This window comes from Azospirillum agricola, assembly GCF_017876095.1.
GTDB classification, from domain to species: domain Bacteria; phylum Pseudomonadota; class Alphaproteobacteria; order Azospirillales; family Azospirillaceae; genus Azospirillum; species Azospirillum agricola.
The window spans coordinates 276,625-290,925 of record NZ_JAGINM010000003.1; the positions used below are offsets into that span (position 1 = coordinate 276,625).

14 protein-coding genes are annotated in these 14,301 nt (G+C 69.3%); 8 read left to right on the forward strand and 6 right to left on the reverse strand.

Annotation, left to right across the window (positions count from 1 at the left end; genetic code table 11):
* Positions 1 to 34: 34 nt before the first annotated feature.
* From J2847_RS05550 to J2847_RS05565, 4 genes are read right to left on the reverse strand one after another with little or no spacing between them, the layout of a single operon-like run.
* Positions 35 to 799 carry an SDR family oxidoreductase gene (locus J2847_RS05550; RefSeq protein ID WP_209777767.1) on the reverse strand — a complete coding sequence of 255 codons (765 nt, stop codon included), beginning with the start codon at positions 797 to 799 and terminating at the stop codon, positions 35 to 37.
* On the reverse strand, positions 796 to 1,257 hold the full coding sequence (locus tag J2847_RS05555) for a MaoC family dehydratase (RefSeq protein WP_209777768.1): 462 nt from the start codon (positions 1,255 to 1,257) through the stop codon (positions 796 to 798). Before J2847_RS05555 ends, J2847_RS05550 begins: the two co-directional genes overlap by 4 nt.
* Positions 1,254 to 1,670 carry a Zn-ribbon domain-containing OB-fold protein gene (locus J2847_RS05560; protein ID WP_209777770.1) on the reverse strand — a complete coding sequence of 139 codons (417 nt, stop codon included), beginning with the start codon at positions 1,668 to 1,670 and terminating at the stop codon, positions 1,254 to 1,256. Before J2847_RS05560 ends, J2847_RS05555 begins: the two co-directional genes overlap by 4 nt.
* 8 nt (positions 1,671 to 1,678) lie before the next feature.
* Positions 1,679 to 2,848: an acetyl-CoA acetyltransferase gene (locus J2847_RS05565; RefSeq protein WP_209777772.1), complete on the reverse strand. Its 1,170-nt coding sequence runs from the start codon at positions 2,846 to 2,848 to the stop codon at positions 1,679 to 1,681.
* Between the two features lie 418 nt (positions 2,849 to 3,266).
* On the opposite strand from J2847_RS05565, the gene J2847_RS05570 reads away from it, so the two are divergent.
* The 4 genes from J2847_RS05570 (at position 3,267) to J2847_RS05585 (ending at position 7,571) form a co-directional block, all read left to right on the forward strand.
* On the forward strand, positions 3,267 to 4,469 hold the full coding sequence (locus J2847_RS05570; RefSeq protein WP_233474304.1) for a CaiB/BaiF CoA transferase family protein: 1,203 nt from the start codon (positions 3,267 to 3,269) through the stop codon (positions 4,467 to 4,469).
* A gap of 107 nt (positions 4,470 to 4,576) precedes the next feature.
* Complete coding sequence (locus J2847_RS05575) at positions 4,577 to 5,503, forward strand: LysR substrate-binding domain-containing protein (protein WP_209777775.1); 927 nt, start codon at positions 4,577 to 4,579, stop codon at positions 5,501 to 5,503.
* Positions 5,504 to 5,559: 56 nt separating this feature from the next.
* The gene (locus tag J2847_RS05580) at positions 5,560 to 7,065 is read left to right on the forward strand and encodes a malonate--CoA ligase (RefSeq protein WP_209777777.1); all 1,506 of its coding nucleotides are present in this window, start codon (positions 5,560 to 5,562) and stop codon (positions 7,063 to 7,065) included.
* The gene (locus J2847_RS05585; RefSeq protein ID WP_209777778.1) at positions 7,062 to 7,571 is read left to right on the forward strand and encodes a thioesterase family protein; all 510 of its coding nucleotides are present in this window, start codon (positions 7,062 to 7,064) and stop codon (positions 7,569 to 7,571) included. The genes J2847_RS05580 and J2847_RS05585 overlap by 4 nt, the downstream gene beginning before the upstream one ends.
* Positions 7,572 to 7,625: 54 nt before the next feature.
* Here J2847_RS05585 and J2847_RS05590 read toward each other — a convergent pair whose 3' ends face one another.
* On the reverse strand, positions 7,626 to 8,369 hold the full coding sequence (locus J2847_RS05590) for a CBS domain-containing protein (protein ID WP_209777780.1): 744 nt from the start codon (positions 8,367 to 8,369) through the stop codon (positions 7,626 to 7,628).
* Positions 8,370 to 8,558: 189 nt separating this feature from the next.
* Positions 8,559 to 9,878, reverse strand: a complete 1,320-nt coding sequence (locus J2847_RS05595; protein WP_209777781.1) for an MFS transporter — start codon at positions 9,876 to 9,878, stop codon at positions 8,559 to 8,561.
* 196 nt (positions 9,879 to 10,074) lie between these two features.
* Between J2847_RS05595 and cyoA the strand changes: the two genes are divergently transcribed.
* The 4 genes from cyoA to cyoD are packed head-to-tail and all read left to right on the forward strand — an operon-like array spanning position 10,075 to position 14,288.
* Entirely contained in the window at positions 10,075 to 11,208 is a 1,134-nt protein-coding gene (cyoA, locus tag J2847_RS05600; protein ID WP_209777783.1) for a ubiquinol oxidase subunit II, read from the forward strand.
* Between the two features lie 13 nt (positions 11,209 to 11,221).
* Positions 11,222 to 13,231 (forward strand): cytochrome o ubiquinol oxidase subunit I, encoded by a 2,010-nt coding sequence (cyoB, locus tag J2847_RS05605; protein WP_209777785.1) that lies wholly within the window; start codon positions 11,222 to 11,224, stop codon positions 13,229 to 13,231.
* Positions 13,228 to 13,872 (forward strand): cytochrome o ubiquinol oxidase subunit III, encoded by a 645-nt coding sequence (gene cyoC, locus J2847_RS05610; protein ID WP_209777786.1) that lies wholly within the window; start codon positions 13,228 to 13,230, stop codon positions 13,870 to 13,872. The genes cyoB and cyoC overlap by 4 nt, the downstream gene beginning before the upstream one ends.
* Positions 13,869 to 14,288: a cytochrome o ubiquinol oxidase subunit IV gene (cyoD, locus tag J2847_RS05615; RefSeq protein WP_209777788.1), complete on the forward strand. Its 420-nt coding sequence runs from the start codon at positions 13,869 to 13,871 to the stop codon at positions 14,286 to 14,288. The genes cyoC and cyoD overlap by 4 nt, the downstream gene beginning before the upstream one ends.
* The last annotated feature ends 13 nt before the right edge of the window (positions 14,289 to 14,301 follow it).

Consider the following 14,301-nt stretch of genomic DNA (forward strand, 5'->3'; position numbering starts at 1 on the left):
TCGGCTTTGTTGGTCGCCCTGTGGGTCGTTGTGTTCAGTAGTCGCCGGTGGTGGCGCCGCCGTCGGCGACGATGGTCTGGCCGGTGACGTAGGCGGCGTCGTCCGAGGCCAGGAAGGCGACGATGGACGCGATCTCCTGCGGCTTGCCGAGCCGGCCGATGGGGGTCTTCTCCACCCATTGCGCGCGGATCGCGTCCGGCACGCCCTCGACGATGCTGGTCTCGACCACGCCGGGCGCCACCGCGTTGACCAGGATGCCGCGCCGGGCGCCTTCCAGCGCCGCCGTCCGCGTCAGCCCGACGACGCCCGCCTTGGAGGCCGAATAATTGGCCTGCCCGAAGGTGCCGAGCATGGCGGTCGAGGCGATGTTGACGATTCGGCCCCAGCCCCGGTCGCCGACCAGCTTGAAGGCGGTCTGGCAGCCGAGCCAGGTGCCGCGCAGGTTCACGTCGAGGACGGTGGTCCATTCCGCGTCGCTCATCTTGACCAGCGAGCGGTCGCGGACGATGCCGGCGACGTTGACCAGGATGTCGACGGCGCGGACGGGCTCGGGCAGGGCGGCGACGGCCGCCTCCCAGCTCGCCCGGTCCGACACGTCGAGTTGCACCGCGTGAGAGACCGCTCCACCGTCGCGCAGGGCCGAGGCGACCCGTTCGGCCGGCTCCAGCCCGATGTCGGCAACCACCACGGCGGCACCCTCGGCGGCCAGCCTCTCGCACACCGCGCGGCCGATGCCGCCGCCGCCGCCGGTCACGAAGGCCGTCCGGCCCTTCAAGCGATCCTGTAGGCTCATGCTCATGCCGTCACCCGCCCTGTCACCTGGCGCCCGATGGAGAACACGTCCTCACCCTCCTGCACCGTGCCGCCGCTCTGGTTGCGCACGGTGATGCCGACGCGGACGATGCCGCGGTCGGGCTTCGACGCGCTGGGGCGGACCTCCAGCACCTCGGCCTCGTACTGGATGGTGTCGCCGGCGAAGACCGGGCCGACGAAGCGGCGGCGGGTCTCCAGGAAGGCCAGGATCGCCCAGTCGTCGATGGCCGAGCGCAGGCCGGTGCTCATCGAGTGGGTGAGCATCCCGTGGGCGATGGTCCGCCCGAAGCCGTTGGCCTTGGCCGCCTCGGCGTCCATGTGCAGCGGGTTGAAGTCGCCGGTCAGCCCGGCGAACCAGACGATGTGCGCCTCGGTCACGGTGACGCGGGTGGACAGCGCGCGGGCGCCCGGTTCGATGTCGTCGAGGTAAACGGATTCGGTCATGCGTCGCTCGCTCCTGCGTCGCTGGGGGGCCGGAAGATCGGCAGGCTGATGGTGTCGTCCAGGCGGTGGAAGGCGACGGCCAGCGGCAAGCCGCTGCGCAGGTCGGCCTCCGCGACGCCCTCGATCCGCGAGAAGACGGCGACGCCCTCCTCCAGCCGGACCAGGGCGCAGGTGTAGGGATCGCCGCGCGTGTTGCCGCGATGGACGACGGAGTGGGAGAGCAGCTCGCCGCGTCCGCTCGCCTCGACCCATTCGGGGGTGGCGTGGGGGGCGTGGATGGAGTGGGCGCGCGGGTACCACTGGTACAGCCCGGTCTCCGGGCAGCGCTGGATCAGGAAGCGTCCCTCGCGCGCCGCCTCCCAGAAGGGGGCGGAGGTTTCGTCGAGGGTCGGCAAGGTCGTTATGGCGGTCATGGCATCACCTACACGGTGAGGATGGCGGTGGCGGCGGAGCAGAAGGTCCCGCCCAGCCCGTGGGCCAAGGCAACCTCGGCGTCCGGCACCTGGATGCCCGGCGCGTCGCCGCGCAGCTGGCGGACGCTTTCGATCAGCGTGAAGATGCCGCGCTTGCCCGGATGGTTGGACGACAGGCCGCCGCCGTCGGTGTTGGTCGGCAGGCTGCCGCCCGTGGCCGACAGCTTGCCGGCCGCGACGAAGGCGCCGCTCTCGCCGCGCCCGCAGAAGCCCAGATCCTCCAGCGCCAGCATCGGCGTGATGGTGAAGGCGTCGTAGATCTGCGCCACGTCGATGTCGGCCGGCGTCATCCCGGCCATGGCGAAGGCGCGCGGGCCGGACAGGGCGGCGGGGGTGGAGAGGTCGTCGGGGATCTGGCTGTTCTGCGTCCGCGCCACGGCGGCGCCGTAGCCGGCGAGATGGACCGGGCGGCGCTTCAGGTCGCGCGCCCGCTCGCGGCTGGTCATCACCAGCGCCCCGCCGCCATCGGTGACGACGCAGCAGTCCAGCCGGTGCAGCGGCGAGGCGATCATCGGCGAGGCCAGCACGTCCTCCACCGTGATCGGCTTGCGCAGCCGGGCCTGCGGGTTGGCGGCGGCGTGTTCGCGGAAGGTGACGGCGACCTGGGCGAGCTGCTCCGGCGTCGTGCCGTAGAGGTCCATGTGGCGCCGGGCGAACAGCCCGTAGGTGGAGATCAGCGTCGGCGCGTAGGGGATCTCGTATTGGCCCGGCCCGGCCGGGAGGACGAAGGGGTCGAAGGAGGGCGTGCTCAGCGGCCACCAGCGCGGGCAGGCGGCGTAGCTGATGACCACCACCTCGGCCAGACCCGTGGCGATGGCGGCGGCGGCCTGACCGGCTTGCAGGATGTAGGAGCAGCCGCCGACGTCGGTGCTGTTCACGTAGGTGGGCTGGATGCCAATGTATTCGGCCAGCTCGATGACGTCCATCGTGCCGCCGCCCTCGGCCCAGTCGCCCGACGCGGCGCAGAGCCCGTCGACATCCTTCAGCGTCAGGCCGGCGTCGTCGAGCGCGCCCAGGATGCATTCCATCTGGAGGGCGAAGGGGTGGACGCGCGGCGCGTCGCGGCGGGGGGATTCATAGGCGCCGACGATGGCGGTCTTGCCCGAAAGCTCCTTCACGGCCCTGGTCGTCCTTTCACGGTTGCGGGAACCCGGCACCGGCACGATGGCGCCGGCGAGCAAAGAGGCTCCGTTGGACAAGTATCGGAAGACGAGACGACCGGCCGGCACGGGAAGCGCGAAGAACTCCCGGAACGCCCTCTAGACTTCGGTCGCCGCCGGTCCGCTCCCGGCACAATCGAGAATACCGGACACCCTCCGTGTCACAAGCAGAAAAAAGTCTGCGCTCCGGTGCATGGAGCGCACCAATGACCGGCCCGCGTCCGGTGCCTTTCCTGCACCGGATTGGGCCAAACTAAGCGATTGTTTTCGCGGCGCCGTGGCGCAAGCCTTTGGGCATCGCATTCCCGCCGGCGCCTTGCGGCGCGGCCCCGTCCGGCCCGGTCCCCCGGTGCCCGGCAGCCCCGAAGGAACCTTCATGACCGACACCGAAACCCAACGCCGGGGCGGCCCGCTGGCCGGCGTGCGCGTTGTCGATCTCACGCACATGCTGGCCGGCCCCTACAGCACCTGGCTGCTCGGCGCGCTGGGCGCCGACGTCATCAAGATCGAGCGTCCGGGCAAGGGCGACTTCACCCGCGTCATCGCCCCCTTCAGCGACGACGAGAGCATTTACTTCATGAGCGTCAACCGCAACAAGCGGAGCCTTACGCTCAACTTGAAGGAGGAGAAGGGAAAGGAGATTTTCAAACGCATCGTCGCCTCCAGCGACGTGCTGGTCGAGAACAACCGGGCCGGCACGATGGACCGGCTGGGGCTCGGCTACGAGGATCTGAAGGCGGTCAACGGGAAGCTCGTCTACGCCTCGATCTCCGGCTTCGGGCAGGACGGCCCCTACCGCCACCGGCCCTGCTTCGACGTGGTGGCCCAGGCGATGTCCGGCATGATGAGCATCACCGGCGAGCCCGGCGGCCAGCCAGCCCGTGTCGGCGCCTCGATCGGCGACATCGGGTCGAGCCTGTTCGCCGCCATCGGCATCCTCTCGGCCTTGCAGAAGCGGGCCAGCACGGGGGAGGGCAGCTTCATCGACGTGGCGATGCTGGATTGCCAGCTGGCATTGATGGAGAACGCCATCGCCCGCTACCTCAACGCTGGCGACGTGCCGCGCGCGCTGGGCAGCCGCCATCCGCTGATCGCGCCCTTCCAGTCCTTCCCCACCGCCGACAAGCCGATCGCCGTCTGCGTCGACACCAACGAGCAGTGGGAACGGCTGGTCGGCGCCATGGGGCTGGAGCATCTGCTCTCCGACCCGCGCTTCCTCACCGGCTCCGAGCGCAACGCCAACCACGCGGAGCTCGAGCCGCTGCTGGTTCCGGTCTTCGCCACCCGGACGCGCGACGAGTGGCTCGACCGTCTGGAGGCGGCCGACGTGCCGTCCAGCCCGATCAACAGCGTGCCCGACGCGCTGGCCGACCCGCAGGTCATCCACCGCAGCATGGTGGTGGAGGTGCCGCCCGGCTCCGGCAAGCGCTTCGCCGCCGTGCCGATCCACATGCAGGGGGCGCCGCTGGCGGCCGAGGCCCCGGCGCCGCGCCTGGGCGAGCACACCGACGCCATCCTGGCCGAGCTGGGCTTCGCCGCCGCCGACATCGAGGCGCTGCGCCGCGACGCGGTGGTGTGATGGGGGAGGAGCGGGGAGCGGAGGAAAGGGGCGGCGACGGGACGCGTGCGGCGCTGGCGAAAATGCTTCATGATGCCATCGGAATCGTCCCGTCACCCCAAGCTCCGATGGCCCAGCCCCGCATGGCGCGCCGCCTTCCTCCGCTCCTCGCGCTCCGCGCCTTCGACGTCTTCGCCCGGCTGGGCACCGTGCGCGCCGCCGCCGACGAGCTGGCGGTGTCGCACACCGTGGTGTCCCGCCACATCCAGAACCTGGAGCAGTCGGTCGGCGTCAAGCTGGTGGCCAAGTCGGGACGCGGCCTGTCCCTGACCCGCGAGGGCACCCGCTTCGCCGCCCAGATGCGCCGCGCCTTCGACCTGATCGCCGAGGCCAGCAACGAGCTGCGCAACGGCGGGATCGAGGCGGTGCACATCTGCTGCCTCGCCGGTCTGGCCTCGCGCCGGCTGCTCGGCCGCCTGCCGGAGCTGGAGGCGGCGATGGCCGGGCGCGAGGTGATCCTGCAACCCACCTCCGCCCGCCCCGACTTCAGCCGGGGCGAGGCCGACGCCGAGATCATGTATCTGGAGGACGGTGCCGCCTCGGTCGCCGAGGGGCTGCGGGCCGAGATGTTCGCCAAGCCCCGCATCCTCGCCATCGCCAGCCCGGAGTTCAAGGCGCGCTATCCGGACGTGCGGACGCCGGCCGATCTGGTCGGGCTGCCGCTGATCCACGAGCAGTCCACCGGCATGTGGGAGGCGTGGCTGGAGGAGGCGGGCGTCGGCGACCTGCCCCGGCTGCGCGGCCCGCGCCTGTGGCAGGCCCACCTGACCATCGAGGCCGCCCGGCTCGGGCGCGGGGTGGCGCTGGTCAGCGACCTGCTGGTCATCGACAACCTCGCCAGCGGCGAGCTGGTGGAGATGGTCGGCAGCGACGTCACCATCGGCGGCTACTACTTCATCGCCCCGGCGCAGAAATGGAACACGCCGGTCATCGCCGCGATCCGGCAATGGCTGCGCGAGGTGTTTCCGCCGCCGGACTCCCAACCCATCGCCTGACCCCTCACCGTTCGGAACAGCGCCCTCCGGCCCCTCTGACCATCGCGGAACCGACCATGACCGACAGCCTGTTCGACCATCTGCTGAGCCCGTCCACCGACCCGGCCCGCCTCGCCATCGAGACCGCCGATGGCGCCCGCCTGTCCTACGGGGACCTGCGCGCCGCCACCGGCCGCATGGCGAACGCGCTGGTCGCCGAGGGTGTGCGCCCCGGCGACCGCGTCGCCGTGCAGGTCGAGAAGTCGGTCGCGGCGCTGGTCCTCTACCTCGCCTGCCTGCGGGCCGGGGTGGTCTATCTGCCGCTGAACACCGCCTACACCCCGGCGGAGCTGAGCTATTTCGTCGGCGACGCCGAACCCGCCCTGGTCGTCTGCGACCCGGCGCGGCTCGACGCCACGACGGCGCTGGCCGGGAGCGTCCCGGTCCGCACGCTGGACGCGCAGGGCAGGGGCAGCCTGACCGACGCGGCGGCCGGCCGGCCGGAGGATTTCGCCACCGTCGCGCGCGGTCCGGACGATCTGGCCGCCATCCTCTACACCTCCGGCACCACCGGGCGGTCGAAGGGGGCGATGCTGACCCAGGACAACCTGCTGTCCAACGCGCGGGTGCTCCAGACCGAATGGCGCTTCGGGCCGGACGACGTGCTGCTGCACGCCCTGCCCATCTTCCACACCCACGGGCTGTTCGTCGCCTGCAACCTCGTGCTGCTGTCCGGCGCCTCGATGGTGCTGCTGCCGCGCTTCGACCCGGCGGATGTCCTGGCCCGGCTGCCGGCCGCCACGGTGATGATGGGGGTGCCGACCTTCTACACCCGGCTGCTCGGCCAGGAAGGGCTGACGCCGGAGGCCTGCCGGACGATCCGCCTGTTCGTCTCCGGCTCCGCCCCGCTGCTGGCCGAGACGCACCGCGCCTGGGAGGAGCGCACCGGCCACCGCATCCTGGAGCGCTACGGCATGACCGAGACCGGCATGCTGACCTCCAACCCCCACGACGGCGACCGCGTGGCCGGCACCGTCGGCTTCCCGCTGCCGGGGGTCGACCTGCGCATCACCGACCCGGCCACCGGCGAGCCCCTGGGCGGCGACGCCATCGGCGCCATCGAGGTGCGCGGCCCCAACGTCTTCAAGGGCTACTGGCGGATGCCGGAAAAGACCGCCGCCGAGTTCCGGCCGGACGGCTTCTTCATCACCGGCGACCTCGGCCGGGTCGACGAACGCGGCTACGTCCACATCGTCGGGCGCGGCAAGGACCTGATCATCAGCGGCGGCTTCAACGTCTACCCCAAGGAGGTGGAGGGCGAGATCGACGCGCTGCCCGGCGTGCTGGAGAGCGCGGTGATCGGCATCCCGCACCCCGACTTCGGCGAGGGCGTCGTCGCCGTCGTCGTGCCGAACGGCAAGGAGCCCGTTACCGAGGCCGGCATCGTCGCCGCCCTGAAGGACCGGCTGGCCCGCTACAAGCTGCCCAAGCGGGTCGTGCTGGTGGCCGAACTGCCGCGCAACAGCATGGGCAAGGTGCAGAAGGCGGAACTGCGCAACCTCCATGCGGGGGTGTTCGGATGAGCGGCCCCGTCCTGCCGCCCCTTCCGGCGGAGATCCTGACCTCCGGGCCGTTGCGCGTCGCGGAGGAGTGGATCGACCTCTACGGCCACATGAACATGGCGCGCTACGTCGCCCTGTTCGACGAGGTGGGCTACGCCCTCCAGGAACGCTGGGGGCTGGGGGAGAGCTACACCCGCGAGACGCGGATGGGCCTGTTCGTGGTCGACGTCGCGATCAGCTACCGGCGGGAGCTGACCGCCGGCACGCCGCTGACGCTGGCGCTGCGCCTGCTGGAGGCCGACGACAAGCGGCTGGTCAGCCTGATGGAGCTGCGCCGCGGCGACGACGGCACGCTGGCCGCGACGATGGAGCAGCTCTCCATCCACGCCGACCTGACGACGCGGCGGGTGGTGCCCTTCGCGCCGCCGGCCGCGCGGCGGCTCCGGACCTTGGCGGAGCATCACGCCGGCCTGCCCCTGCCGGACGGCTTCCGCCGCCGGCTCCGCTGCCGGCCGCCGGCGGACTGATCCTTCACGCCGGCGAGGCGCCGTCCTGCCCGCTCTCCGGGGGGCGAGGGCTTTTCAAGCCCCGGTCTTCTCCCCGGCCTTCTCCGTCGCCTCGTCCTCCGGACCGCCGAGCACCACGCCGGAGTTCGGCTCGACCCAGACGAGGCGATCCTCGACGCGGCGGACGCCGGGGATCGCCTCGGCCATCACCCGCAGCGCCCGGCGCTGGCGGTCGTCGAAGACGACGCCGCGCAGATCGACCACCCCGTCCGTCACCGTCACGACCAGGGCGGAACTGGGCGCCCAGCGCTGCGCGCCCAACTCCGCCAGGAAGCCCTCGCGGATGCGCGCGTCCCCACCGTTCGCGGCGGCGGCGATGGCCGGACGGGCCAGCGTGCGCAGCAGGTCCGAGCGGCTGACGACGCCGACGATCCGGCCGTCGCGCAGCACCGGCAGGCGCTTGACGCGATGCTCCTCCATCAGGGCGACGGCCGCGCCGAGGTCGGCGTCCTCGTCGACCGTGACGACCTTGCGGGTCATGACGTCCTCGACCCGGCGGCCGTGGGTGTGGATGTATTCGTCGGCGATCTTTCCCGGCCCGACCAGGAATTCCAGCCAGCGCGGGCGCTGCCGCTCGGTCCCGCACTCGACCCGGCGCAGGAAGTCGCCCTCGGTGACGATCCCGGCCAGCCGGCCGTCGGCCTCGACCACCGGAATCCCGCTGATCCGCTTCCCGATCATCAGCGCCACGGCCTCTTCGACGGAAGCGCCGGGCCCGACCGTGAGCACCGGGCTGGTCATGACATCCAGGACTTTCATGATGCGGGTTCCCCTGTTTCTTCTTGGGACATTGCGTCACCCCCTGTCCTGCGCCCGCCGGCCGGACGCGACAACCGCGCTTTCCGGTTCCCAGCCATGCCCGCGTGCCGGGTGTGGAAAACGAAAAGGGCGGCGGCCAATGACGGCCGCCGCCCTTTTCGTTTTCCCGTCCGGATCACCGGATCCCGGTCACTGGAGCAATGTCTTGTTGGCCCAGAGGGCGGCCAGGGTGACGAGGGCGCCCGACAGCAGGTAGCCGCCGGCCGCCAGCAGCCCGAACTGGCTGGACAGCAGCAGCGCCGCCAGCGGCGCGAAGCCGGCGCCGAACAGCCAGGCGAGGTCCGACGTCAGGGCCGAGCCGGTGTAGCGCGACTGCGGCGCGAAGGTCGAGGCGATGACGCCCGACGACTGCCCGAAGGACAGGCCGAGCAGAACGAAGCCGATCACCATGAAGACGGTCTCTCCGGCCGCCCCGCCGTCGAGCAGTTGCGGGGCGAAGCCGCTGAACACGGCGATCACCGCGGCGCAGCATCCCAGCAGCGTCCGCCGCCCGACGCGGTCGGCGATGGTGCCGGACAGCACGATGGCGATGACGCCGAAGACGGCGGCGACCGCCTCGATGACCAGGAATTCCGCCGGGGGGTTCTTGGTGAACAGGAAGATCCAGGACAGCGGGAAGACCGTGACCATGTGGAACAGGGCGAAGCTGGCGAGCGGGGCGAAGGCGCCGACGACGACCTTCTTGCCGTCCGTCGCCAGCAATTCGCGGATCGGGACCGGTTGCAGGTCGCGGCTTTCGAACAGCCGGGTGTATTCCGGCGTCACCACGATGCGCAGCCGGGCGAACAGCGCCACCACGTTGATCGCGAAGGCGACGAAGAAGGGATAGCGCCAGCCCCAACCGAAGAAATCCTCCGGCGACAGGTTGCCGGCGAAATAGGCGAACAGCCCGCTGGCGACGATCAGGCCGAGCGGGGCGCCGAGCTGCGGGATCATCGCGTACCAGCCGCGCCGGCTCTCCGGCGCGTTGAGCGCCAGCAGCGAGGCCAGGCCGTCCCAGGTGCCGGCCAGCGCCAGCCCCTGGAGGACGCGCAGGAAGCCCAGCAGCCAGGCGGAATAGCCGCCGATCCGCTCGTAGCCCGGCAGGAAGGCGATGGCGACCGTCGAGGTGCCGAGCAGGAACAGCGCGATGGTCAGCTTCGTTCCGCGCCCATAGGCGCGGTCGACCGCCATGAAGATGACGCTGCCGAGCGGCCGCGCCACGAAGGCGAGCGCGAAGATGGCGAAGGACCACAGCGTTCCGGTCAGCGGGTCCACATAGGGGAAGACGAGCCGAGGGAACACGATGACCGACGCGATCGCGTAGACGAAGAAGTCGAAGAATTCGGAGGTCCGGCCGATGATGACGCCGATCGCGATCTCGCCCGGATTCACCCCGTGGTCGCGGGCGTTGATCCGTCGCGCGTCCCGTTCAGCCGCAGTCGATTCAGCCGTTGTCGATGGCCCCATGGTCTCAGCACCGGTTCGGCAGTTTCAATGGAACATGCGCCGATGCTGCGTGTCGCGCAACGGCGGCACGCATCATGTGTCCGGTGGCGCGCCATCGCGGCATTGGACAAATTGTCCAATGTCCTCCCTGGCGCGTGGGAGATAGCTGTCTGCCTGAAGCAAACCCCGAAGCAAACCTTTGTTAACAGGTTAAGCCTTGAGCCGTTCTCGCCTCCTCGCCCTGCTGCCGCTGACGGCGGCGCTGAGTGGCTGCGATCTGGTCGTGCTGAACCCGTCCGGCGACGTGGCGAGTCAGCAGGGCCAGCTCGTGGTCGTGTCCACCCTGCTCATGCTGCTCATCATCGTTCCGGTGATGGCGCTGACCGTGCTGTTCGCCTGGCGCTATCGCCAGTCGAATACCAAAGCGCGGTACGAACCGGAATGGGACCATTCGACGCAGCTCGAGCTGGTGATCTGGGCGGCGCCGCTGCTGATCATCATCGTGCTGGGCGCCCTGACCTGGATGACCACGCATCTGCTCGACCCCTACCGGCCGATCGAGCGGATCGCGGCGAACCGCCCGGTCCCGGCGGAGGCGAAGACGCTGGAGATCGACGTCGTGGCGCTCGACTGGAAATGGCTGTTCCTCTATCCCGAATACGGGATCGCGGCGGTCAACGAGGTCGCGGCGCCGGTCGACCGGCCGATCCGCTTCAACATCACCTCCTCGTCGGTGATGAACTCCTTCTACATCCCGGCGCTGGCGGGGCAGATCTACGCGATGCCGGGCATGCAGACGCAGCTGCACGCCGTCATCAACCAGCCCGGCGCCTACAAGGGCTTCTCGGCCAACTACAGCGGGGCCGGCTTCTCGGGCATGCGCTTCACCTTCCACGGCATGGTGGACGGCGGCTTCGAGCGCTGGGTGTCGGAGGTGAAGGCCGGCGGCGGCGCGCTCGACCGCAACGGCTACCTGCAACTGGAGCGGCCGAGCGAGAACGAGCCGGTGCGCCGCTACGGCACCGTCGAGGCCGGGCTGTTCAAGGCCATCCTCAACATGTGCGTCGAGCCCGGCAAGATGTGCATGAACGACATGGCGGCGATCGACGCCAGGGGCGGCCTCGGCATGGCCGGCATCCACATCACGATGCCGCTGCTGTACGACAAGCACGCCCGGCGCGGCGCCGTCTTCGGCCCGGAACCGCGCGACGTCATCGGCATCTGCACCGTCGCGGAGCTGGTGCCGGAGCTCGTCCCGGATCTGGTGGCCGATCTGGCCGCCCCGGAGCCGGCTCCGGAACTGGCGGCTCCCCTTCTCGGCGCGGGCCTGCCGCGTCCGTCCACTCCTTGATGCGGCAACCGGCATGTTCGATCTCTCCGTCGTGACGAAGGCCATCTTCGGGCGTCTCAGCCTGGAATCCTTCCCGATCCACGAACCCATCCTGATCGTCACCTTCATCGCCGTCCTGCTGGGCGGCGGCGCCCTGGTCGCCGGGCTGACCTATTTCCGGCTGTGGGGCTACCTGTGGCGCGAGTGGTTCACCACGGTGGACCACAAGCGCATCGGCATCATGTACATGATCCTCGGCCTGATCATGCTGCTGCGCGGCTTCGCCGACGCCATCATGATGCGGCTTCAGCAGGCGATGGCGTTCGGCGGCAGCGAGGGCTACCTCAACGCCCACCATTACGACCAGATCTTCACCGCCCACGGCGTCATCATGATCTTCTTCGTGGCCATGCCGATGGTCACGGGGCTGATGAACTACATCGTGCCGTTGCAGATCGGCGCGCGCGACGTGTCCTTCCCGTTCCTCAACAACTTCAGCTTCTGGATGACGGCGGGCGGCGCCGTGCTGGTGATGATGTCGCTGTTCGTCGGCGAGTTCGCCCGCACCGGCTGGCTGGCCTACCCGCCGCTGTCGGGCATCGGCTACAGCCCCGACGTCGGCGTCGACTACTACATCTGGGCCTTGCAGGTGGCCGGTGTCGGGACCCTGCTGTCCGGCGTCAATCTGGTCTGCACCATCGTCAAGATGCGCGCCCCCGGCATGACCATGATGAAGATGCCGGTCTTCACCTGGACCTCGCTGTGCACCAACGTGCTGATCGTCGCCGCCTTCCCGGTGCTGACGGCGGTGCTGGTGCTGCTGTCGCTCGACCGCTATGTCGGCACCAACTTCTTCACGAACGATCTCGGCGGCAGCCCGATGATGTACGTGAACCTGATCTGGATCTGGGGCCACCCGGAGGTCTACATCCTGATCCTGCCGGCCTTCGGCATCTTCTCGGAAGTCACCTCGACCTTCTCGGGCAAGAAGCTGTTCGGCTACACCTCGATGGTGTACGCGACGGTGGTCATCACCATCCTGTCGTACCTGGTCTGGCTGCACCACTTCTTCACCATGGGCTCGGGCGCCAGCGTGAATTCCTTCTTCGGAATCACGACGATGATCATCTCGATCCCGACGGGCGCCAAGATCTTCAACTGGCTGTTCACGATGTACCGCGGCCGCATCCGCTTCGAGTTGCCGATGATGTGGACGGTCGCCTTCATGCTGACCTTCGTCATCGGCGGCATGACCGGCGTGCTGCTGGCGGTTCCGCCCGCCGACTTCGTGCTGCACAACAGCCTGTTCCTGATCGCCCACTTCCACAACGTCATCATCGGCGGCGTGCTGTTCGGCCTGTTCGCCGGCATCGTCTACTGGTGGCCGAAGGCCTTCGGCTTCAGGCTCGACCCGTTCTGGGGCAAGCTGTCCTTCTGGTTCTGGGTGATCGGCTTCTACGTCGCCTTCATGCCGCTCTACGTCCTGGGCCTGATGGGCGTCACCCGCCGCCTGCGCGTCTTCGAGGATCCGTCGCTCCAGATCTGGTTCCAGGTCGCGGCCGTCGGCGCCTTCCTGATCTTCCTGGGCATCGCCGCCTTCCTGATCCAGATCGCCGTCAGCGTCCTCAGGCGCAACGAGCTGCGCGAGACGAGCGGCGACCCGTGGGACGGCCGCACGCTGGAATGGGCGACCTCCTCGCCGCCGCCCGACTACAACTTCGCCTTCACCCCGGTGATCCACGACAACGACGCCTGGTGGGACATGAAGAAGCGCGGCTACCTGCGCCCGCAGGACGGCTTCAAGGCGATCCACATGCCGAGCAACACCGGGGCCGGCATCATCCTGGCGGGCCTGAGCGTCGTCCTCGCCTTCGCCCTGATCTGGTACATCTGGTGGCTGGCGGCGGTGAGCTTCATCGGTCTGCTGGTGGTCGCCATCGGCCACACCTTCAACTACAGCCGCGACTTCTACATTCCCGCCGCCGAGGTCGTGCGGACCGAGAATGAACGGACCCGTCTCCTCTCCGGGCAGGTGAAAGCATGACGACGACCATGACGACCGCCCACGGAACCGCCCAGGCCGGGCAGGCTCCGGTCTTCTACATGGTGGACGAGCACGAGCATCCCGAGGGCCACAGCACCCTGCTCGGCTTCTGGATCTACCTGATGAGCGACTGCCTCATCTTCGCGGTCCTGTTCGCCACCTACGGGGTGCTCGGCGGCAACTACGCGGCCGGGCCGTCGCCCAAGGATCTGTTCGACCTGCCGCTGGTGGCGCTGAACACCTCCATGCTGCTGCTGTCCTCGATCACCTACGGCTTCGCCATGCTGACCATGGAGAAGGGGCGGATCGGTCCGACGCAGGGCTGGCTGGCGATCACCGGGCTGTTCGGCCTCGCCTTCCTCGGCATCGAGCTGTACGAGTTCGCGCACCTGATCCACGAGGGGGCGACGCCGCAGCGCAGCGCCTTCCTGTCCTCCTTCTTCACGCTGGTCGGCACCCACGGGCTGCACGTCACCTTCGGCATCGTCTGGCTGGTGACGCTGATGGTGCAGGTCTCCAAGCGCGGGCTGACCGTGGCGAACCGGCGGCGCCTGATGTGCCTGAGCATGTTCTGGCACTTCCTGGACGTCGTCTGGATCGGCGTCTTCACCTTCGTCTATCTGATGGGAATGCTGCGATGACCCCTCACGCCCACCAGGGCCACGCGCACCACGACCATGGCGCCCACGGGCATGGCGACCACGGTCATGACGCCCACGGCCATGACGACGGCCACGCCCACGGCACGCTGGGCAGCTACACGATCGGTTTCGTCCTGTCGGTGATCCTGACGGCGATCCCGTTCTGGCTGGTCATGAACAACGTGCTCGACAACACCCAGACCGCGCTGGTCATCATGGGCTTCGCCGTCGTGCAGATCCTGGTCCACATGGTCTATTTCCTGCACATGAACAGCCGCTCCGAGGGCGGCTGGACGATGCTGGCGATGATCTTCACCCTGATCATCGTGGTCATCACCCTGACCGGCTCGCTGTGGGTGATGTACCACCTCAACACCAACATGATGCCCGGCCACGACATGGGCCGGATGCCGTGACGGGCGCGGCGGG